Genomic DNA, 21,824 nt, shown 5'->3' on the forward strand with positions numbered 1-21,824 from the left:
TTTTTTTGTATCGGGGATCTGACCCCTTATGTTTACAAAGTTTAAGAACGACTACAAGGCTTTAACTTCTACTGGCACGCCATTGAGTGCTGCATTGCCAGAAACCTGATCGTAAAATTGTTCATCGGTTAAATCGTTACAATTAACGCCCGCTTGTTCATTGGCGATAGTCATTTGCACGCCGTCACGAGAATTATGCCCCCAGCCATGGGGTATGCTTACCACGCCAGGCATCATTTCATCGGTCGCTTTTACCGCAACTTTTAGCTCACCAACCCGTGAGGCAATACTGACCGTATCACCGTCATTGATCTTTCTAGCGGCTAAATCTTCCGGATGCATATATAGCTGCCAACGATCTTTCCCCTTAGTGAGGCGATGGCTGTTGTGCATCCAGGAGTTGCAATCGCGCACATGGCGGCGACCGATTAATAATAAACCATCTCCGGCTTTGCGATTGAGTTGCTGCTCAAGTCGGTTAATATCTTCTGGGATTAATTCTGGCAGGCAATGTATTAAACCGTCTTCTGTGCATAGGCGCCCTTCGGTGATCGAAGGCTCCAGTGGCCCTAAGTCGATACCGTGTTGATGTTTACTCAGTTCATCAACATTTAGTGACCAGTCGTTATCGGCGGCCTCACCATAAGGCCCCATCTGAATGGCGAAATCAATTATCTTTCTTGGCTCAAGTAAGGCTTGAAAATCAATACCTTGCTTGCTGGCTAATGCCGCCGCTAGCGCATTAAAAATTTCCCAGTCGTGCTTGGCGCCTTCACTAGGTTCAAATACTGGCTCGTTAAAACGTGCGGTGTTGCGAACCGCTAAGCGTAAAAATGCCAAGTCGTAATGATCATGCTCTAAAGTAGTTGTGGGTGGCAGAATCACATCAGCATGGCGCGTGGTTTCATTAATATAAATATCAACGGCAACCATAAAATCGAGTTGTTCTAATGCTTGATCGAGCTGGCGACCGTTTGGCGAAGAAGACACCGGGTTGCCGGCCATGATGAACAAGCCTTTGGCCTGCCCTTCACCTTCTGTCAGCATTTCTTCGGCCATGACAGCGGCGGGAATCTCACCATTAAATTCTGGTAAGCCGCTTACTCGACTTTTCCAGCGACCAAAATTTCCGGCACCAGCTTCACCGGGCTTAACCATTCCAACGGCTGGGTGAGTTAATAAAGTCCCGCCCTGCTTATCAAGGTTGCCGGCCAAAATATTAATAATTTGAATGGCCCAATTACACAGTGTGCCGTATTGCTGAGTAGAAATTCCCATGCGACCATAAAAAGCGGCTCGCTCGGTATTGGAAAGTTTGCGGGCAAGCTCTCGGCACTGTTTCGCGCTAATACCAGTATGAGCTTCGATTAATTCAGGCTTAAACGGTTTGGCCAACGCTTCGATATCAGTAATATCTTTTAGCAGCGGCTCTAAGTGGCCAAGTTTAACTAGGCCTTCTTCGAACAGGGTGTGAATAATGGCCATTAACAGGAAGGCGTCGCTGCCCGGTCTAATCGACCAGTGTTCACTGGCGACCTCGGCAGTTTCACTGCGACGGGGATCAATCACCAAGACCTCGCCATCGCGTTGTTTAATTGCCTTCAAGCGCTTAGCAATATCGGGAACCGTCATCATGCTGCCGTTACTGGCCATGGGGTTGCCGCCCATGATGACAAAGAGGTCGCAGTTATCGATATCTGCGATTGGCACACCAAGTTGATGACCATACATCCAGTAACACACTAATTGGCAAGGTAGTTGATCTAGTGAGGTTGCTGAGAAGCGGTTTTTGCTGCGCAGCAATTTTGACAGCATGCTGCCATGGGTAAGGCTGCCATAGTTATGGACATTGGGGTTGCCAGCATAAATAGCTAGAGCGTTCTTTCCATGGGTCTGCTGCAAGTCGATAATCCCTTGCGCGGCCAGTTCTATGGCCTCTTCCCAGCTAATCTCCTGCCATGCTCCATCGACTTTCTTTACGGGCTTGCGTAAACGCTCTGGATCGTTATGCAAATCTTGCAAGGCGACGGCTTTGGGGCATATATGACCACGTCCTAAGGGGTCATTTTTATCCCCTTTAATGGACAGGATCTGATCGCCCTGGGTTTTGATTTCAATACCGCAAATGGCTTCACAGAGATTGCAGGCTCGATAATGACTTTTGATTTCATTGACAGACATAAAACAGGCTCACGATTTTTTATTATGTGATGAATACATTTAAGAACTAATCGTCTAATGGAGCAAGAGTGAAAAATGACATTTAGGGGCCAGGAATATGGCCAGGAGAACAGTGAGTAATGAAAAGCGTACCCACACTTAAGACAGATCGTCTGATTCTGAGGGCTTGGCAGGAAAGTGATATCGAGCCCTATATTGAAATGTGCGCCGATGAGGAAGTTATGCGTTACTTGAGCGGCAAACCCATGACTCGCCAAGAAGCTTGGCGCCACGCCGCTTATATCATCGGTCATTGGCAGCTTAGGGGCTTTGGTCACTGGGCTATTGAACACAAAGAAAGTGGCAAGTTCGTTGGACGAGCTGGCTTCTTCAATCCGGAAGATTGGCCAGGTTTTGAAATTGGTTGGGCGATTCACCCCAATTTTTGGCGCCAAGGTTTCGCCGAGGAGAGCGCCCGCAGGGCGTTGGCCTATGCCTTTGAAGATATGGGCCGTGAAGAGGTGATCAGTGTAATCAATCCGGGTAACACAGCATCTATTGGCCTAGCCGAAAAGCTGGGGGAGCGATATTTACGAGATGGAGATGTCTACGGGCAGCCAGTTTCGATTTATGGCATGAGTAAAGACGAGTACCTAGCGTAATAAGACATTAATAGGAGAGCTCATGCTCTCCTATTAATATTAGCTATTCGCCCAAATATCCCGCGCCCAATGCCAAATCGATTCTGCGGCCTCTTCAGAACCGGATTCAGGCGACCAAAACACAATTTCATCGTCTTGGTTGACCGCATAAAAGCCATTAGCGCGTTGGCAAATTGGCAGTAGCTCCCTCGGTAAGCCTAGTTGCCAGGCTTCAGCGGCCATATCGGCTAAATATGTGTGAGAGCTGGCGTCGGCAGCCGTCGCCGGTTCTAAGCTGCCAATGACCAAGTCGCTGGCATGTAATAAGAAGTCTCGGTACAGTGGCGGAATAGGCAGTAAAATTGCTTCTTCAATGTCCACTAGGTCATCGTGATCAGGCAGATCTAAAGGCACTAGCACCTGTTCGGCGATATCCTGCAGCTCTTCTAAAACAGCTTCAAAATCTTCACTTAGCGCCATGTTTACCACATCAGGTCGTCTGGAATTTGGAAGTCGGCGTATGGATCCTCCTCATCGGCCACTTCGCTACTGCGCTCATTTTGCACTACCACGCGGGCGGCATCGCGCTGTGCCACTTTATCGGCTACAGCTTTAGGCACCAGTTCATAGCTTTCGCCTTCAGCAACAATAGCGATCTGTCCACGAGCAAGTTGAGCTTGCAGGGTTTCGTCGACGTAGAGCTTTTTGATCTTCTTGTCGTGAGTAAAAGAATAGGCAATTTCACCGTTCTTACGGGCGATGGCATTCTTTTTAATTAGATCTTTGATCTGGGCTTGAATCTCTTTGGCTTCAACTTCTTTTTGGCGCTCTTGATTCATGGCTCTATCGCGCTCAGCCTTTTCAGCCAGCTTTTGTTTGGCTGCGGCCTTAATTTCATCTTCTTGTTGATGGCCCTTGGGAGTTTGTTTGGCCTTCTTGCGCTTTTCTTTGCCGATGGCCTTGGCCTTTTTCTGATCGACGAGACCTGCGCCCATCAATTGTTCCTGCAGGGATTTTGCCATGCTGCCAGTCCTATCCTGTCATTCACTTTAAAGGCGGCATTATAACCAAGGCGGGCGGTAGCATGCGATAGCAAATCACTCTGTCACTCACCTGTTATAGCCATTGAGCCTTGCTAATTGCGATCGTAATATTGTCGCTTAAAGCACTTCATTTTGATGTTTTAGGCGTACTTTCTTGATGTCCAATCATTCAATCCATATTGCCAGCTTCGAGTTTGACACTCAGCGTGTCCGGCTCAGCCACAATGGCAAGCTACTTAGCGAAGACGAAAAGATGATTCGCTTATTACAGCTGCTTGCACAAAACTACCCCAATACTCTAACTAAGCAGGATTTGCTCGATCAGCTGTGGGGCGAGGTAGTGGTCTCAGAGGCATCGCTGGCTAAGCTTGTCTCAGAGGCTCGTCGTACATTTTCTGCCCATGAAGAGCGGGATATCATTAAAACAGTGCATGGTAAGGGCTATCGTTTAGCGCTTGAGCCTCAATATACTCAGCGGAGTTCTCGCTTAGATACTTCAGCGCTCATGCAAGAGCAGGTAACCGAAGCTAACAATCGCTCCGCTAATGAGCCCGCTGTAAAGTCGCGCGATGAAAGTCGCAGCTATGGTTTGCTACTGTTAGTTGGTTTGCTAGTGATGGGCTCTTTTGGTGCGGGCGCTTACTTTTTGCCAAGAGAAAAGGAACCCGAAAACGTATTGGGGCGCTGGCAGCTAATAGATAACAATGTCGTGCTTCATACCGAAATAAACTCCGATAATTACCCCTTTTGTGAAGACACCGTGGAATACCTAAACGCCACCATGATCCAGCGTAATGGCGCCTATATATTGAGCTCGCCATTACTGGAAATAAACCTAGGGCTGAATATCGAATATGGCAAACCCTTGAATGCCAACTTTAGTTATCGCGATGGTACTGGGACTACCCATACCCAGCTAAAACTGATCTTTGATGGGCCGCGTAAACTTGCTGGTAAATCAACTTGGACCTGGGAAATGGATGGCGCTGGGATTCTATGCAAAGGCATTAGCTCTATGGTGAGTGAGCGCTAACACTCTTCTTAAGCCTTGCGTGACAGGGATTCAAAACTTTTCAAAAATCATCACGCTATTTTCAATCAAGTTCCGCGCCTGATCGCTACTCTGCACCCGTCGCTTAAACGGCCCTGCTTATCCAGCTGATAACAGTTTTGCTGGAATCCTAAGTAGAGAGTCCCTGGCCGTTTAAGCGACTTCAACAATTGCTCTTATTAGGTTGCTTGGCAATCGAAAATGCAGAAGGTAAACATCATGAAAAACACCATGAAAGGCTTAGCGTCCGTGCTGGCCTCGGCTTTGGCCTGCTTGTCGGCCAATAGCTATGCCCAAACCCAAGCTTCGGTAGCGGCCTACGATTGTAGCGCTCAAACTCAAATTCCAGCGGCAGAATGTAACGCCCTAAAGGGGCTTTTTGCATCCACGGCGGGGGAATCTTGGACAGACAATAGTAACTGGGGTACAGGCAACCCTGGAGACTGGGCAGGGGTATTTTTGATTGGGGTGGCGCCTAATCAAAATGTTAATTCCTTAGCCATGGACAGTAATAATCTTAGCGGCAGCTTAAACAGCAGTTTGGGGGATTTAACCTTACTGCGTGAGGCCAACTTCAGTAACAATAATCTGTCGGGGGCGATTCCGAGCAGTTTCAGCGCTCTGGTGAACATGCGACGCCTGTTCTTATTTGCTAATCAATTGACGGGGGGTATTCCCGATATTTTCACCAATTGGAATAACGTGCTTTTGGTCTCCTTCGCCAACAATCCAGATCTGGGCGGCAGCATCCCGAATTCTTTAGGTGTGAACAACAGCATTGAGCGGATATTTCTGCAGAATACGGCCTTAACAGGTGCCATTCCCAGCAACCTAGGTGATCGGACAAACCTTAATTTAATTGACCTATCGGGGAATGCATTAACGGGGCAAATACCTGTGAGTTTTGCCGCCGATCCAGCTACGCCCGCCAATGTGGATTTCAGCAATAACCAGTTAGATGCTGATGGCGCTGGTATTGCGCTTACTCCTGGCGCCTTGGCAACCTGGGCTGCGGGCGGTGTCCAAAGAACCCTGTCAGGCCAAACAGTTCCTGCTGGCCCTGGTGGAGGTGCAAGCTCAGTAGCGGCAGTTCCTGCGACACCGCTTTGGAGCTTAATGATGATATCCATGGCTTTCTTTCTTTTTCATCGATTCCAAAAATCAGCAGACAAAAGCTGATCCATCTCAAAGATTTACAGAGGCATAAGAATGTTTACTTCCATAAGAATGTGGGGGCAATTAATCGTGTTTGCTTTGGGGGCTGCTCTGGTATTGGGCTCCTCAATAGCAAAGGCGCAAGACCATTTCACAAGAATGCAAACCCTTGATTGCACAGCCGTTAGCAACGCCAGTGTGGTTGAGTGTGAATCACTGCGAGATATTTATTTTGCCAGTGATGGCGCTAACTGGACTGAGGCTACTAACTGGGGCACCACGGATATTAGTACTTGGGCTAGAGTTCAAGTGACCGCTGGTGAAGTCACAGCCCTACAGTTAGATCGGGGGCAGGCGGGACCGCTTTCACCCTCGATTAGTGGCCTGCAAAATCTAACGCTACTGAGCTTAAACGCTCCGTTCACAGGAACAATTCCAGATTCTCTAGGTGGGCTAACAGAGCTAGAGCAACTAACCATCACCAATACCAATTTTAGCGGCTCTATTCCGGCGGCCTTTTCTACCTTGAGTAGCTTAGATATTTTGGTAATCAGCCAAAACGATGACCTTGGTGGGAACCTGCCTCCAGAGTTGGGGCAATTAAATACTCTAGAGATACTTAGGATCGGTGGAGGACAGTTTACCGGCACCATTCCTACTATGTGGTCTGGCTTAACGGCATTAGAGGAAATCTCCATTATCGATACGGGCATCGGCGGTGAAATTCCTGTGTCTTTTGCCAATATTCCGCGTGCGGTGATTATTCAGGATAATCAGTTTAGCGGTTTAATACCGGCTGAGTTTGGCAATGATATAGCTACGCCTGATGACTTCAGGGCACAGCGTAACCGTTTGACGGCTGATGGAAGTGGCGATGCTGTGATGCATACTGCGGGCCTGCAAGCTTGGTTTGCGAATCAAGGTTTTGTCGGTGCTGCAACGCGTCGCTTAATAGGTTTGCAATCGGCATTGACGAGCTCTGGGCCAGGCGGACAACGAGCTGTACCGACGACACCTTTGTGGGTGCTTGTGGCTTTACCGTTAATCATTATGGGGGTGCTTCGAAGGAAGGCGTTTGCTAAGCATTTGTAGCCGTTTGGAGGAAAATAATCAAAAGCTCACTAATGGCTTATAGCTCGGCGTTCATCTTAGGCTCAGGCTGCTATTGTTAAAAACAATAGTTGCTGAATGACTTTTTGGCGGCAAAGTAATCTCTATTGAATAGCGTGAGGTTAAAGCAGATGAATGCATGGCAATATCAATTAGGCTTAAAGCACAGACCAGCTTTTATATCTGGCCTGTGTTGCGGAATTGCTCTCGGCGCTCTAATGACTTATGTCTTAATATCAATTTAGTGTGCCGAGGTAGTAGGCCCGCGAGATCATTAGTTCGCCAGTAAAAACTCACTGATTTTTTCTAATGCCAAATCTGCTTCAGGTAAAAAAGGTGCAAAGCCTTGAAACACATGGGGCATATCCGGCCATAGATCCACTTCCACTTCTGAACCCTGCTCCTTTGCAGCGTCAGCAAAAATGATACTGTCCCCTAATAACACTTCCCGCTCTCCGGTTTGGAGAAGGGTTGGTGGCAACGAGCTAAGATCACCCTTGGCGGGTGAGACCAAAGGATTGTTAACATCGGCGCCCTGGGTGTAGTTTTCAACGACTAAAGGTAGCAAATCAGCGTTAATAATCGGATCCACCGCCTTGTTGCTGCTTATGGTTGGGCTGGCAAAATCTAAACTGGTAGCGGGAGATATTGCGGCTACGGCATCTGGCTTACGCAGGCCCTGCTCTTGCAAAGCAAGCACAAGGCTTAGGCTCAGATTACCTCCAGCAGAATCCCCAGAGACATAAATTTTTTCGGCTGCGCCTTTATTATTGTGGCCATTTTCCAATAGCCATTTATAACTTGCTATACAATCATTCAGTCCGTTTGGAAATGGAAACTCGGGTGCGAGTCGATAAGCAATTGCCAGCACCTCGCAGCCTGTTAATTCTGCCAAGCGAGAGGTTACCGAACGGTGGGTAGCGGGAGAGCCTGCCATCCAAGAGCCACCATGAATATACAGTAAGCGTTTGCCGGGCTGGCTATTTGGGGCAATTACCCATTCGCTAGTGACACTTAACTCGCCGTCGCTGGCAATCGCTGGGTATATGCGTGACTTAATGGCGCTGATACTGGGGTCGGCTGCACAGTACATATCAAGCAGCGCGCGCTTGGCAACGGTTTCGCCGCCAGATTGCCGGGTCGCTGCTGAAACGGCTTCCATATGTTCTATGACTTGCTGGTACTTATTATTATCGATTGGCATTGCTAGGCTCCATTTCAAATGCTTCAAGTTTGAATGCTAGCCCAAGGCTATCAGATTCTATGTGGGAGTGGCATCAGCTGGTTCTTAAAAAATTTAAAAAGTGGTTTAGAAATATCTCTGGTGCTTCGATAAAAGGGCTATGCCCTACACCCTCTAAACATACTTCTTGGTACTTACCATAGCGTTGCAGTAGAGCCCGAGTTTGAGAAACCATCGGTTGAGCCGGGCAGATTTCATTCCCTGGCCAAGCTGGCACTAAACCCTGTGAACCCAAAAACGCTAGGTCGGAAAAAGACTGATCGCTAATAACCTTGTCTTCTGCGCCATGTAACCAGAGGATTGGTGCCTTCTTCTTGAGATTAACTAGCTCTGCAACGTTAAAATACTTAGCACTGATGGCATTGATAGGGCCAAACTTTCCGGGTGCAACGTATGGCCAATTTTCGCTCTCAGTAAAATCTCCAGGGTAGCGATCTACCGCTATTTTTTGTTTCAGCGAGGCTCGCAATAATTGCTCCTCCCTCGGCATTACCCATGGCTTGGCAAAGTAGCTATTGCGAATAACATTTCGTGGAGAAAAGTCATTATCGCTGCTGGTATCTTGCAGTTTTATCTGGGCGATAAACTCTTTGGCAACTACCCCGCCGCCACAGCCTGCAAAATCACTATAGTTCGGGTCGCCAGCAATATTTTTACTGCCACCAAAGCCGAAGGGACTGACCGGTGCAACCAAGCTTAATGAACGAATACATTCTGGGTGATCAATGGCGAGCTGCATAATGGCGGCCGCTCCAGCGGACCAACCTAGAAAATGCGCAGAATCAATATTTAAAGCTTGCATTAGCTCAAATAGATCGTCGCTCCAATCTCGGGCGCCGCGTTCAGCATTTATGATTTTGTCTTCGGTATCCCCATAGCCACGAAGATCTGGCGCCAAGCATAAATATTTACTTGGCATATCTAACATTAAGTCTTCGAAGTAGTCGGCCGCTGAAAAATTACCATGAATAAAAAACACCGGCTCCCCGTCACTGCTGCCACGACGCAAAACATGCTGCTTGAGTCGTGGCGTTGATACAGTGATCGAATCAATGCCGGCCAAGTGAGACGATTGCATCATTCATTCACGCCTAGAAATTATAGCTGGCTGACAGAGCGTAGGTTCTTGGTGCGCTGTAGTAGCCCAGCATAACTCCCGGGAAGGCGGAGATATCAAAGGCATGACTGCGATAGCGCTTGTCCGATAAGTTCTTGCCTCCAAGCATCACGTTCCAGCTATTATCCTCGGCGGCCAATATAAAGGCGGCATTCACGAGGCTGTAACCACTTTGTGCGAGGGTTTCTTGGCTATTTACTTCTAAATAAGTTTTGCTGCGATAGCTGATGTCAGTTAAGAAGCTGAGTTGGCCCCAATCCCAAGCGGCAAAATCGTAACGCAATCCAAATTGCGTATCCCACTCGGGTGCATTAACAAGTTCTCGCTGATCCGAGATATCGATGAGTTGGTTGCTCAAGGGGTCGCCAGTGATGTATTCGCGATACTCGGCATCCAAATAACCAATGTTTAAGTTAACGGTGAGCGATTCTGTCGCCAAAGCGGTCAATTCAAGCTCGGCGCCTTTCATAACGGCTTCACCCGCATTAGTAAACACCGGCAAAATTGAGCCGCCATCAGCACTGGCTTCAAAACTACTCAGCTGCAGGTCGTCGTATTGATTGCGGAATATCGCTGCATTAATTCGCAGGCGATCACCCCAGAGTTGAGTTTTTAGTCCGGCTTCTAGGCTGACCAGCGTTTCTTCATCAAAGGGCGTTAATGCGTCGGAAGTTACTCGGCCATTAAAGCCGCCTGCTTTAAAGGCTGTAGAGTAGCTAGCGTATAAATTAGTGTCTTCATTAAGTTGATACTTCAAGCCCAGCTTGGGTGAAAAATTACTGAAGTCGGCATCATCTGGATTGCCCGATACCACCGTGCCCTGCCCGCGAACAGTTCTTAGTAGATCGCTATCGGGATTGGCTAAAGCGGGGTTTCCAGCCGCCAGTGCCAGCAGATTAAAACTTTCGGCTATGCGGCGATAGGATTTTGTTTCTTTGGTATAACGAAAGCCTGCGATGGCGGTGAGCTGCTCATTGATATCATAGTCAAGCTGGCCAAATACGGCATAGCTATCGGTTTCAAAAAAACCATCGCCCGAACTGGCGCTGAAAATATTGGCAAAGACGCCACCATCAAAGGTTTGCCCTTGTTCATTAAAATAGTATAAGCCGCTGACCAGAGAGACATTATCGTTTTGGTACTGGAGCTGAAACTCCTGGCTGCTTTGCTCTTGCTCATTAAAATAATAGATGCCAAAGGCATTAATCGGAGTGCCATCTAGATCTAACTCTGTGCCATAGTCTAACTCGCGGTAAGAGCTTATGGATTTTAAGCTCCATTGCTCGTTTAGATCCCAGCTGGCGTTTAGGCTAATGCCCTTGGTTTCGGTTTGCTCGACCGTATTGAAGTCGGCATTGACCACGAAGGGATCTTCATCCGCAGCGAAGGTAGGGCCCAAAATAATACTGATCGGGGTTTCTTTTGCCGGTGTGCGAGAGCGCTTAGGGTCGCTATCTGAGTAATCCATTGCTAACTGCAGACTAAAGTTATCACTGGGGTCAAACTGTAAAACGGCGCGCACGAATTGAGTGTCGCGGTCGCCATCGCGTTGGCCATCAAATCGGTTTACGCTATAACCCTCATGCTCCATGCTGGCTAAGGTTAAACGTCCCTTTAGGGTGTCTGAGAGTGGGCCGCTAATACTGGCTTTGATATCACGGCGATCATAATTTCCAAGATGAGCACTGATATTACCGCTGAACTCTTCGGTGGGGGCCGCAGATACATATTTGATGGCACCACCAACCGAGTTACGACCGTATAAGCTACCTTGCGGGCCTCGTAAGACCTCAATTCTCTCAACATCAACGACATCAAGGAATGCCCCTTGAGCGCGCCCCAGGTAAATATCATCGAGGTAAATACCAACGCCTGGCTCAAAAAAGGCGACCGAATCAATTTGCCCAATACCGCGTATATAAACCACAGCGTTGTTAGCATCACCTGAGTGTACGCTCAAGTTAGGTACCATGCTTTGTAAATCGCCGATGGTAGAGACCTGGGCAGATTCTAAGTTCTCTGAGGTAAATGAGCTTACCGCAACTGGAACTTCTTGCAGGTTGGCCTCGCGGCGCTCTGCGGTCACGATAACTTCTTCTATTTGGGCACATAGTGGGGTGCTGGCCAGGGCTATGCTAAGGCCTACGGCATGCGCTAGGGGCTTACGCATCTTACTTTCCTCTCGCTACTATTATTATTTGATGGCTGTCACTATAGGTATTTACGAGCAAGGAAAAAATGACGGATTAGATCGATATATAGGGTACAATTTCGCTCAGCTGGTTTTTGTCAGGCGCGTTTTTTAAAGTGCTACATGGGCCCGCTATACGTCTTCCTGTTTGAGCTGTGGGAATTGTTTTATATAGGTAGCCGGGGATACATTGTGCCAACGTTTGAATGCACGTTTAAAACTACGCTCGTCACTATAGCCAAGACGAGTAGCGGTATCACTAATCGCTAAGCCAGATTCCAAATATTGGCAAGCCAGATCGCTATTACAGTTATCTAATAGCTGGCGAAAGCTAGAACCATATTCGCTCAGGCGGCGTCGCAAGGTGGCCACACTCATGCTCAGCTCACTGGCAATCCATTCTTGGTTCACAAGCACCTGCTTTGCGCTGGCTTGCTGAATTTTCTCCTGGCAAAGTTGTAGAAAATTGAATTCAGCTTTGCTTTCAGTCAGCGCCAGGAAGTATAGATAGTGACTATAAAGGTTGGCTGCAATGTCCTCTTTGAAGTCATGCTGCAAAGGGAGTTTTGCCTGCTCTATATCGTAGGCTAACTCGTATTGTTTTTGTTGTAGCTTAAGTGGAGCCTGAAAAATATTTAAATGATGATCGTGCTCAGGCAGCAATAGGCGTTTACTGCAAACTCGCTTGAGCTTGAGTGGCGTTTTGCATAGGTAAGACAGTGTGCAATGAATGCTAATTAAAGCAAACTCTATGGCCAGTGGGATGGCCTGGGTTTGATAGTGGAATTCACTATCATCAACGCAATAACTTAAGCTACGACCTCGTTTACAGACAATGTTAAAACTGCCGCCATGAATAATGTTGTAATTGTCGGCCAAACTCTGCAGCCCCTGCTCTAGAGTTTCGCATTGCTGCAAGCTGGAGAATACTAAGCGTGTGCTACCGCGTCTAAGAGGACGGCTAGATATCAGGTGAGATTCTTCATGCACAGCATTTTGACTGGCCAGCATAATGCGCCAAGCATCACCCATATCGATGAGTCGATTGGAATTATCTAACAGATCACTGGGAAGCTTCAGCTGCTTTAATATATCCGCAACACTGGCGCCAGCCTCAATGGTTTTGGCCATTAGCTCCAATAGGTCTTCGGCAGCGATGCGGAAATTGCTCATTGTTCAGCTCTTAGTTCCTGAGCTGATGATATTAAGGGCATCTGGAGAAATTACCAGTGCCCATAGTTTTTCCTCTGTATTTAAGTTTTGCTCAGTCTTGCTCAACCCAGCGACCTTCCGCCGCTGCAGTAAACACCACATCTGTCGAACTATTCAAAGCGGTCTCTGCAGAATCTTGAACGACACCAATAATAAAGCCGACAGCTACTACCTGCATGGCAACGTCATTCTCGATACCAAATAGGCCGCAAGCCAATGGGATCAATAGCAAGGAGCCACCGGCAACGCCTGATGCGCCGCAGGCGCAGACTGCGGCAACAACGCTGAGTAATAGCGCCGAAGCGATATCAACTTCAATACCTAGGGTATTTACTGCCGCGAGTGTCAACACGGTAACAGTGATGGCGGCGCCGGCCATATTGATTGTGGCACCTAAAGGAATAGAAACGGAGTAGGTATCTTCGTGCAAATCCAGCTTTTTACAGAGGTTCATATTCACTGGAATATTGGCCGCTGAGCTGCGGGTAAAAAAGGCAGTTACTCCGCTCTCGCGTAAGCAGTTAAATACCAATGGGTATGGGTTACGGCGTGTGCGTACAAAAACAATGATCGGGTTTACAATCAAGGCGATTATTAACATGGCGCTGATTAGCAGCATTAATAGTTGAGCGTATTCTGCAAGAGCACTGAAGCCCGTGCTGGCAATAACCCCAGCTACCAAGCCAAAGATACCAATAGGTGCTAAGCGAATCACCACCTTAACAACCGCGGTAACGGCATCGGCACTATCGACTAGGAACTGCCTTGTTGAGTCGCTGGCTTGTCGCAGCGCTAAGCCAAGACCAATAGCCCAAACCAAAATACCAATGAAGTTGCCACTGCTAATTGCATTGATAGGGTTGTCTACCATCTTCATGAGTACACCCTGTAGCACTTGTGCAATACCTTCTGGGGGCGTTAAAGAGGACTCATTGGTCACGAGCGTCAATGTTACTGGGAAGCTAAAGCTCAACATGACTGCAACAAAAGCGGCTGATACGGTGCCGATGCCATATAACACAAGAATCGGTTTCATATGGGTTTGCTGGCCTTTTTGGTGATTGGCCAGTGAGGACATCACCAGAACAAATACCAGTAAAGGTGCTACCGCCTTTAAGGCACCCACAAAAAGTGAGCCCAATAAAGATAGTTTTTGCCCCATATCGGGGATTAGGCTACCCACGGCGATACCTAGAAGAATGCCTATGGCAATTTGTAAGACCAAGGAGCCCTGCCAAAGGCGTTGAAAAATGGAAGTCATCGCAAACCCTATTATCGTTGTTTAACGTTTAGCCCTGTGGGCATTGTGCACGATTTTGTTCTAATCGATTTGTTTACACAACGATTGGGGGGCAAAATGATTCAATTTGCACTTTTCATTACCATCCAGAAACATACAATGAGGTATGTTTATCAAACTGGCGATCACTACTATGAAAATAATAAAGAACAGCTTAATCGCGTTGTTACTACTGCTTTTGATTGCAGCACTGTTGATGCGTTTATTTGCTCCAGCGGCGATTGAGCGCGAGCTCAATAAGGTGAGCCCCCATGAGCCATGGCCTATATCTGCCAAAGCGAAGAGCCTGCATCAGGATATATTAATTGGTGATTGGCACAGCGACTCTACCCTATGGGCGCGGGATCTCAATCAGTGGGCAGATCGCGGACATATGGATGTGCCACGTTTGCAAGCCGGTAATGTGGCCATGCAGATGTTTACCAGTGTGACCAAGAGCCCATCGGGTCAGAACTACGATCGCAATGAAACTGAGGCCGGCGATACCATTACCTTGCTTGCCATAATACAAGGTTGGCCAATACGAACTTGGAATAGCCTGGCCGAGCGAGCGCTTTACCAAGCTGAGCGTTTGCAAGCTGTAGTAGACGATAATCCCGAGGCAATTCGCTTGGTTCGCAGTCAGGAGGATTTACAAGAAGTCTTACAGCAAAGAGCAAAAGGTCAGCAGCAAGTTGCAGCCTTATTGGGTACAGAAGGCTCCCATGCTTTGGATGGCAAGATAGAGAATGTTGAGCGTTTATATAATGCCGGCTTTCGTATGATGGGCCTGCACCATTTCTTCGATAATAAACTGGGTGGCTCATTACACGGCACCAGCGCTGCGGGCTTAAGCGAGTTTGGCCGCGAAGCTGTACAAGAAATGGAGAGACTGGGCATTATTGTGGATTTAGCGCACTCGTCTGAGGCGGTGGTACGCGATGTGTTGGCATTGGTAACACGCCCAGTGGTGGTAAGCCATACCGGCTTACACGGTCACTGCCCTGGCCCGCGTAATATTTCCGATGAGCTTATGCAAGAGATCGCCCAGCAGGGTGGATTGATTGCAATTGGTTATTGGGATGGTGCGGTATGCGAAATCACACCGAGCAATATCGTGAAAGCCATGCGCTACGGTATTGAGCTGCTTGGTGTCGAACATATTGCTTTAGGCTCGGATTATGATGGCTCAACCGAAGTGCAGTTTGATACCTCTGAATTGGCGGTGTTAACTGAAGAGATGTTAAAAGCTGGCTTTAGCGAAGGCGAAATCCGAGCGGTCATGGGCGAAAATATGAAGCGCTTTTTATTAGCAAACCTGCCTGCTCAGGATTAACTCTGAATTAAACTAGGTTTCAATAAACTAGATTGCAATAAAGTAGAGCGCTCGCTGTTTATGTCTGACTCATTGTCACAAGCAAACCGTCAAGCTCGCACAGATTATGATGCGTTGATTATTGGTGCGGGTATTATCGGAGCGGCAACGGCTTGGCGCCTACAGCAATTGCGCCCGGATTGGCGTATCGCCATCATTGAAAAAGAACAAAGCTACGCGCAACATCAAACCGGGCGTAACTCCGGTGTTATACATGCTGGCGTCTACTATGCTCCTGGCAGTCTTAAAGCCAAGCTGTGTGTAGAAGGTAACCAGCGCACAAAAGCATTTTGCAAAGAGCACCGTATAGCCTTTGAGGAGTGTGGCAAGTTGCTAGTGGCCAGCAATGAACAAGAATTAAAAGGCTTAGATCAGCTCAAGCTGCGGGCTCGTCAAAATGGTTTAGAGGTGGAGTCACAAAGCGCGCAACAACTAAAGCAGCGAGAGCCCAATATCGCAGGTCTCGGTGCCTTGTGGGTTCCTGCAAGTGGCATTGTGGATTACGCTGAAATTTGTCGTGAGCTATTGAGGCAATTCGTCGAGGCCGGTGGCGAAATTTATTATGGCCATGAACTTAAGCAGCTGCGCGAAAGAGACGGTGAGGTACAGCTGCAATGTACACCAAAGCAATCTAGTACTCATACCGCTACTCAAAAGCAGCCACAGACATTTTATTGCAAACAGCTAATCGCTTGCGCGGGTATCCAAAGCGATCGCCTTGTTAAATCCTTAGGCTTGAGTGTAGATTTTCAGATGATGCCTTTTCGTGGCGAATATTTTCAGTTGCCCAGCAAGCACAACAGCATTATCAATCACCTAATCTACCCTATACCCGATCCGACTATGCCATTTTTGGGGGTGCACCTTACTAGGATGATCGACGGCTCAGTTACAGTTGGCCCAAATGCGGTGTTGGCCATGGGTAGAGAGGCCTATAAGAAAAGCCAGTTCTCTATGGTCGATGTACAGCAGATGGCTGCTGAGCCTGGCAGCTATCGTCTATTGGGGCGCTTTTGGAAGGCAGGTCTAGGGGAGCTTCGCGATAGCATATTCAAGCACTCCTATCTTAAAAGAGTGCAAAGCTACTGCCCAAGTTTAAAAGTATCGGACTTATTGCCATATAAAGCGGGTATCCGGGCCCAGGCTGTCGATAAGCAAGGCAATATGATTGATGATTTTCTTTTTGCCCAGAGTGAGCAGTGTTTGATTGTCTGTAATGCGCCCTCTCCCGCAGCAACCTCGGCCTTGCCAATTGCCGATCATATTATCGCTAAGCTCAATCTTAATGCGCCTATTTGAGCTAGGAGTTGGTTAAAATAACATCGCTTTTGGGCCCTCTTTCTGATACTGTGCGCGCCCCTTAAAATGGGCAAATCTAATACTTTGCCTACAAGCCCGAGCCTGAGATAGAACATGAGCCAAGAATTTAAGCAACTTGACCTTCACCCAGAACTGCTGGAAAACCTCGATAGCCTTGGCTATCAGCAGATGACGGATATCCAGGCGGAATGCTTGCCTTTGGCGCTAGCGGGCGAAGATCTTATCGCCCAAGCAAAAACCGGGAGCGGTAAAACGGCGGCTTTTGCTTTGGCCTTGTTGCAGCGCCTGAATGTAAAACGCTTTCGTATTCAGAGCTTGGTACTATGCCCCACCCGCGAGCTGGCCGATCAAGTAGCCAAAGAAATTCGCCGCTTAGCGCGCAGAATTCACAATATTAAGGTGCTAACTTTGTGTGGTGGCATGCCAATTGGCCCGCAAATAGGCTCCTTGGAACATGGGGCTCACATCGTGGTGGGCACGCCGGGGCGCATTCAAGATCACCTTCGCAAAGGCACTATGGATCTTAGCAATATTCACAGCTTGGTCTTAGATGAGGCGGATCGTATGCTGGATATGGGTTTTGCCGATGCCATTGCAGCTATTTTGTCCCAATGCCCGAAAGAGCGACAAACACAGCTTTATTCCGCTACCTACCCTGAAGGTATAGAAGCGATTAGCCGTCAGTATCAGCGCTCACCTAAACGCGTTACGGTGAGTCGCACCCATAGTGAATCCAATATTAGCCAGCAGGCTTATGCCGTTGAAGGTGGCGAGCTAGAAAAGCAGGAGCTTTGTAATCAACTGCTTGCCCAGCACCAGCCAAGCTCCTGTGTGATCTTTTGTGCCACAAAAAAGCAAACGGTTGAAATCGCACAAAGCTTAAATGATCAAGGCTGGTTTAGCTTGGCGCTACATGGTGATATGGAACAGCGCGAGCGAGATTTGAGCTTACTGCGCTTTGCCAATGGCAGTGCCACGGTATTGGTGGCAACAGACGTTGCGGCCAGGGGCTTAGATGTAGACACCGTCGAGTTAGTGATTAACTACGATCTACCCCGTGACGCCGAAGTTTATGTGCATCGCATTGGTCGCACCGGCCGCGCTGGACGTAGCGGTGCTGCCGCAAGCTTGGTGAACGACAAGCAACGTCGTGCCTTTGCGGATATCGAGGCCTACTTAAATAAAGAAATCGAATGGTCTGAGCCTCCACGCATAGACGATATTAACTCCATCGATCAGCGCCCAAAAATGATAACCATTGGTTTGGATGCCGGTAAAAAGAACAAGCTTCGCCCCGGAGATATTTTGGGTGCTTTAACCGGCGAGGCGGGCATCGAGGGCAAATATGTTGGGAAGATTAATGTCCTTCAATTTCACGCCTATGTTGCCGTCGCCCGCGCGGTGGCGAACAAGGCCTTAAAGCAGTTGCAGGAAGGTAAGATAAAAGGCCGCAAGATCAAGGTGCGGAAGATCAGCCGCCCCAATGTCTAAGCTATTTCGAATAGTGCTTAGAGTGAAATCGATTTAAGAGTAGAGACTGACTATGCCAACAGCATGCGCACGCCATATACTGCTAAAAACAGAAGCTGAAGCTCAAAAGATCAAAAAGCTCCTGGCGCAGGGTAAAGACTTTGCTCAACTTGCCAAAAAGCACTCGAGTTGTCCATCCGCTAAAAAGGGCGGCAACTTGGGTGAGTTTCAAAAAGGCCAGATGGTAAAAGCCTTTGATGATGTGGTATTCAAAAAGCCTATTCTTACCGTGCATGGCCCAGTTAAAACCAAATTCGGCTTTCATTTGATTGAAACAATTTATCGAGATTAATCTGTCATAATGACCACAGAAATAAGACTTGCTGATTATTTAAATACTAAGGACGCGGATGCGCTTAGTATGCTACTTAATGCTTATGCTACGGACCCAATGGGTGGTGGTGAGCCCCTCAGCCTAGAGGTGCAAAAGAGCCTAGCCTCCAAATTGGCAGAGATTGAGGGTGCATTTTCAGTTCTCGCTTGGGTTGATGATAAGCCTGCAGGTTTGATCAATTGCTTTATGGCCTTTTCTACCTTTAAGTGTAAGCCCATCGTGAATATTCATGATGTTGCGGTAATGTCGGAGTTTCGCGGTTTGGGCGTAAGCCGCTTGATGATGGCAAAGGTAGAAGAGATAGCTCGTGAGCGAGGCTGCTGTAAGCTTACCTTAGAGGTGCTAGAAGGGAATACTCTGGCCCAAGCAGCTTATCGTAATTACGGTTTTAGTGGTTATGAGCTTGATGAAGCCAATGGCAAAGCATTGTTTTGGGAAATGCCTTTGAGCTAATTGGCTATTCCAATAACACAAACAGACATCATAATAGAAAAGGCTGTGGCATTTTAAAATCCAGAAGCATATTTTAAAAATCGTTTCATAATAATCAGCGTAGTTTAGTACGCCCCGGTGGCCGTGATTACCATAGGACTTATTCATAGCTCAGTCTTATGGCAAATCAACAGGGCGAGTCAAAAGGACTAACAATGGACAGACGATTCTTCTTGCAAGCCCTCACGATGTTGGGAGGGAGTTATGCTACAGCGGCTATAGCCGGATTCGCAGACAGCTCTCAGGCGGCTGCCAAGCCTTTGGCGATAGGCCCATCCATTGACGAGCTTCCCTCTGATTTGTTCTCTGAGCAAGATCGCAAAGAGCTATCAGCTATGGCTGAAGTGATTATCCCTCGAACTGAAAGCCCTGGCGCGATTGATGCTGGGGTTCCCAGATTCATAGAGTATATGGTGCAGAATTGGCTCAATGAAGCGGAGCAACACGTTTTTCTGGAAGGCTTTCGCGCAACACAAAAGCACTGTTTAACTGAGTTTTCCAAAAGTTTTTCTGAGTTGAATTCAGATCAACAATTGGCAATCTTGGAGGGTTTGGAAGACAAGGCCAGCGATTCACCCTGGTATGATTTTGCCAATGTCCAGCGCCAGTACATTGAGGATGCGCCGTTTATTTGTCAGCTAAAAGAGCTGACTATCTTTGGCTTTTACTCTTCAGAGCTTGGTGCAAAGCAAGTTCTGCGGCACGATCCTATGCCGATGCAGTTCGATGGCGAGTTTGCTCTGGGCGAGGAAGACAGCAGTTGGTCGATGATTAGGACTATGTGATTACTCGAAGTGTGATGCCAATTACAAGTAGCTAGAGCAAAGAATAACAAGAGCGAAAAGCACAATACGGGAATAGCGGTGCAAGAGAATAATAAAAAATATGATGCTATCGTCATCGGTTCTGGAATTTCAGGTGGCTGGGCGGCCAAAGAATTGTGTGAAAAAGGCTTAAAGGTCCTTGTTCTAGAGCGTGGCCGTGATATACAGCATGGCGTGGACTATCTTGGTGAGCACGCCCCCCCTTGGAAAATCCCCTTCGCCAACAAGGCGGATCGTAAGCGTGATGTAGACGATTACCCTATTCAAAGCCAATGTTACGCTTTTGATGCGGCCACCAAAGCTTTTTTTACCAAGGATAGCGAAACGCCTTATCAGCAGGATGGCGATAAGCCTTATCACTGGATTAGGGCAAACGGTGTCGGTGGCCGATCGTTAATTTGGGGGCGGCAAACTTATCGTTGGAGTGAATTCGACTTTAAAGCCAATACAGTAGATGGCCATGGCTGTGAGTGGCCGATTGCCTATGATGATTTAAAAGATTGGTATAGCTATGTAGAAAAATTTGTCGGTATCTCGGGTGCTAAAGAAGGCTTGCCAGAATTACCTGATAGCGAATTTCTGCCAGCAATGGATATGTACGCCCTTGAAAAAACCATCAAGGGTCGGCTCAATAAGTATATGCCCGAAGTGACTATGACGATGGGTCGCACAGCCATACTTACTGAAAACCACAATGGTCGAGCGGCTTGCCATTATTGCGGGCCCTGTCCCAGAGGTTGTTCAACAGGCAGCTATTTTAGTAGCCAAAGTTCCACTTTGCCAGCAGCACGGGCCACTGGGAATTTAGAGCTTCGCCCAAACAGCGTTGTCGAAAAGCTCATTTATGATTCAAGTAGTAATCGAGTCACGGCGGTACAAATCATCGATGCTAATAGCAAAGAGCGTCTAAGTTTTTCGGCCGATCTCGTATTCTTATGTGCTTCCACATTGGCCAGTACTCAGATTTTATTGAATTCCAAGTCGGAGCAGTTTCCTAACGGCTTGGCCAATAGTAGCGGTACTTTAGGTCGCTATTTGATGGATCATTTTAAGATGCAGCATGTGGCGGTATTTGCCGATAATCTCGATCACTATTATAAGGGCTTTCGCCCAACCGGGACCTATATACCACGCTTCAAAAATCTACCTGGAAAAGAGCAAACGGATTACTTGCGTGGCTTTGGTTTACAGGCTGATCCAGTTCGGCCTGATTGGCGCTTCCACTTTAATCAAAAGGGCTTTGGCAAAAGCCTCAAAGATAACTTGCGTAAGCCTGCACCTTATTGGGTTTGGGTGTTGGGTGCTTTTGGGGAATGCCTTCCAAATGCTAACAATCGAGTCGAGCTCGATGAAAGCAAGCGCGATGAGTTTGGGATTCCCCAAATCAAAGTGTCAATGAGCTTCGGTGAGAATGAGCATCAGATGGCTGAAGATATTATAAAAAGTAGTGACAAAATATTTAAAGCGGCCGGTGCAGTCTATATAGAGACTACAGAAAAACTGAGTGTACCTGGCAGCTCGATTCACGAGATGGGTACTGCAAGAATGGGCAAGGATCCAAAAACATCGGTGCTGAATGCTTGGAATCAGAGCCATGATGTGCCCAACTTATTCGTAACGGATGGGGCCTGTATGGCGTCTAGCTCTTGTGTAAATCCATCGTTAACTTATATGGCGCTTACTGCGCGAGCCTGCGACTATGCCGTATCGCAATGGCAGCAGGGTAATATTTAGATCTTATTAGGAA

The 21,824-nt window shown here is 47.7% G+C and carries 19 protein-coding genes; 11 read left to right on the forward strand and 8 right to left on the reverse strand.

Annotated elements, in window-relative coordinates; translation table 11 throughout:
- Window positions 1–51 precede the first annotated feature (51 nt).
- Window positions 52–2,181: a molybdopterin-dependent oxidoreductase gene (locus tag Q1A41_RS16400; protein ID WP_299981170.1), complete on the reverse strand. Its 2,130-nt coding sequence runs from the start codon at window positions 2,179–2,181 to the stop codon at window positions 52–54.
- Between the two features lie 119 nt (window positions 2,182–2,300).
- On the opposite strand from Q1A41_RS16400, the gene Q1A41_RS16405 reads away from it, so the two are divergent.
- The gene (locus Q1A41_RS16405) at window positions 2,301–2,822 is read left to right on the forward strand and encodes a GNAT family N-acetyltransferase (protein ID WP_299981173.1); all 522 of its coding nucleotides are present in this window, start codon (window positions 2,301–2,303) and stop codon (window positions 2,820–2,822) included.
- A 39-nt stretch (window positions 2,823–2,861) separates the two neighbouring features.
- Here Q1A41_RS16405 and Q1A41_RS16410 read toward each other — a convergent pair whose 3' ends face one another.
- Both Q1A41_RS16410 and Q1A41_RS16415 read right to left on the reverse strand, forming a co-directional pair.
- Entirely contained in the window at window positions 2,862–3,281 is a 420-nt protein-coding gene (locus Q1A41_RS16410) for an SMI1/KNR4 family protein (RefSeq protein ID WP_299981175.1), read from the reverse strand.
- A gap of 2 nt (window positions 3,282–3,283) precedes the next feature.
- On the reverse strand, window positions 3,284–3,823 hold the full coding sequence (locus Q1A41_RS16415; protein WP_299981177.1) for a DUF2058 domain-containing protein: 540 nt from the start codon (window positions 3,821–3,823) through the stop codon (window positions 3,284–3,286).
- 178 nt (window positions 3,824–4,001) lie between these two features.
- Between Q1A41_RS16415 and Q1A41_RS16420 the strand changes: the two genes are divergently transcribed.
- The 3 genes from Q1A41_RS16420 (at window position 4,002) to Q1A41_RS16430 (ending at window position 7,142) form a co-directional block, all read left to right on the forward strand.
- Window positions 4,002–4,877: a winged helix-turn-helix domain-containing protein gene (locus Q1A41_RS16420; protein WP_299981179.1), complete on the forward strand. Its 876-nt coding sequence runs from the start codon at window positions 4,002–4,004 to the stop codon at window positions 4,875–4,877.
- A 237-nt stretch (window positions 4,878–5,114) separates the two neighbouring features.
- The gene (locus Q1A41_RS16425; RefSeq protein ID WP_299981181.1) at window positions 5,115–6,074 is read left to right on the forward strand and encodes a hypothetical protein; all 960 of its coding nucleotides are present in this window, start codon (window positions 5,115–5,117) and stop codon (window positions 6,072–6,074) included.
- 30 nt (window positions 6,075–6,104) lie between these two features.
- A complete protein-coding gene (locus Q1A41_RS16430) occupies window positions 6,105–7,142 on the forward strand; it encodes a hypothetical protein (RefSeq protein ID WP_299981183.1) in 1,038 nt (345 codons plus the stop codon).
- Between the two features lie 292 nt (window positions 7,143–7,434).
- On the opposite strand, the gene Q1A41_RS16435 is transcribed toward Q1A41_RS16430, so the two are convergent.
- From Q1A41_RS16435 to sstT, 5 genes are all read right to left on the reverse strand, one after another.
- Complete coding sequence (locus Q1A41_RS16435; RefSeq protein WP_299981185.1) at window positions 7,435–8,364, reverse strand: alpha/beta hydrolase; 930 nt, start codon at window positions 8,362–8,364, stop codon at window positions 7,435–7,437.
- Between the two features lie 73 nt (window positions 8,365–8,437).
- On the reverse strand, window positions 8,438–9,484 hold the full coding sequence (locus Q1A41_RS16440; RefSeq protein WP_299981187.1) for an alpha/beta hydrolase: 1,047 nt from the start codon (window positions 9,482–9,484) through the stop codon (window positions 8,438–8,440).
- A 10-nt stretch (window positions 9,485–9,494) separates the two neighbouring features.
- Window positions 9,495–11,690: a TonB-dependent receptor gene (locus Q1A41_RS16445; protein ID WP_299981189.1), complete on the reverse strand. Its 2,196-nt coding sequence runs from the start codon at window positions 11,688–11,690 to the stop codon at window positions 9,495–9,497.
- Window positions 11,691–11,843: 153 nt separating this feature from the next.
- Window positions 11,844–12,884 carry a helix-turn-helix transcriptional regulator gene (locus Q1A41_RS16450; RefSeq protein ID WP_299981191.1) on the reverse strand — a complete coding sequence of 347 codons (1,041 nt, stop codon included), beginning with the start codon at window positions 12,882–12,884 and terminating at the stop codon, window positions 11,844–11,846.
- A 91-nt stretch (window positions 12,885–12,975) separates the two neighbouring features.
- Window positions 12,976–14,175 carry a serine/threonine transporter SstT gene (sstT, locus tag Q1A41_RS16455; RefSeq protein WP_363322448.1) on the reverse strand — a complete coding sequence of 400 codons (1,200 nt, stop codon included), beginning with the start codon at window positions 14,173–14,175 and terminating at the stop codon, window positions 12,976–12,978.
- A gap of 181 nt (window positions 14,176–14,356) precedes the next feature.
- Between sstT and Q1A41_RS16460 the strand changes: the two genes are divergently transcribed.
- From Q1A41_RS16460 to Q1A41_RS16490, 7 genes are all read left to right on the forward strand, one after another.
- Window positions 14,357–15,538, forward strand: coding sequence for a dipeptidase (locus Q1A41_RS16460; protein WP_299981195.1), 1,182 nt, complete (start codon window positions 14,357–14,359; stop codon window positions 15,536–15,538).
- Between the two features lie 60 nt (window positions 15,539–15,598).
- Window positions 15,599–16,876, forward strand: a complete 1,278-nt coding sequence (gene lhgO, locus Q1A41_RS16465; protein WP_299981197.1) for an L-2-hydroxyglutarate oxidase — start codon at window positions 15,599–15,601, stop codon at window positions 16,874–16,876.
- 114 nt (window positions 16,877–16,990) lie between these two features.
- Entirely contained in the window at window positions 16,991–18,388 is a 1,398-nt protein-coding gene (gene dbpA / locus Q1A41_RS16470; RefSeq protein WP_299981199.1) for an ATP-dependent RNA helicase DbpA, read from the forward strand.
- A 52-nt stretch (window positions 18,389–18,440) separates the two neighbouring features.
- Entirely contained in the window at window positions 18,441–18,719 is a 279-nt protein-coding gene (locus Q1A41_RS16475; protein WP_299981201.1) for a peptidylprolyl isomerase, read from the forward strand.
- 9 nt (window positions 18,720–18,728) lie between these two features.
- Window positions 18,729–19,214 carry a GNAT family N-acetyltransferase gene (locus tag Q1A41_RS16480; protein WP_299981203.1) on the forward strand — a complete coding sequence of 162 codons (486 nt, stop codon included), beginning with the start codon at window positions 18,729–18,731 and terminating at the stop codon, window positions 19,212–19,214.
- A 194-nt stretch (window positions 19,215–19,408) separates the two neighbouring features.
- The gene (locus tag Q1A41_RS16485; RefSeq protein ID WP_299981205.1) at window positions 19,409–20,038 is read left to right on the forward strand and encodes a gluconate 2-dehydrogenase subunit 3 family protein; all 630 of its coding nucleotides are present in this window, start codon (window positions 19,409–19,411) and stop codon (window positions 20,036–20,038) included.
- A gap of 78 nt (window positions 20,039–20,116) precedes the next feature.
- Entirely contained in the window at window positions 20,117–21,811 is a 1,695-nt protein-coding gene (locus Q1A41_RS16490) for a GMC family oxidoreductase (RefSeq protein WP_299981207.1), read from the forward strand.
- The last annotated feature ends 13 nt before the right edge of the window (window positions 21,812–21,824 follow it).

It is taken from the genome of uncultured Pseudoteredinibacter sp., from assembly GCF_947502065.1.
Lineage (GTDB): Bacteria > Pseudomonadota > Gammaproteobacteria > Pseudomonadales > Cellvibrionaceae > Pseudoteredinibacter.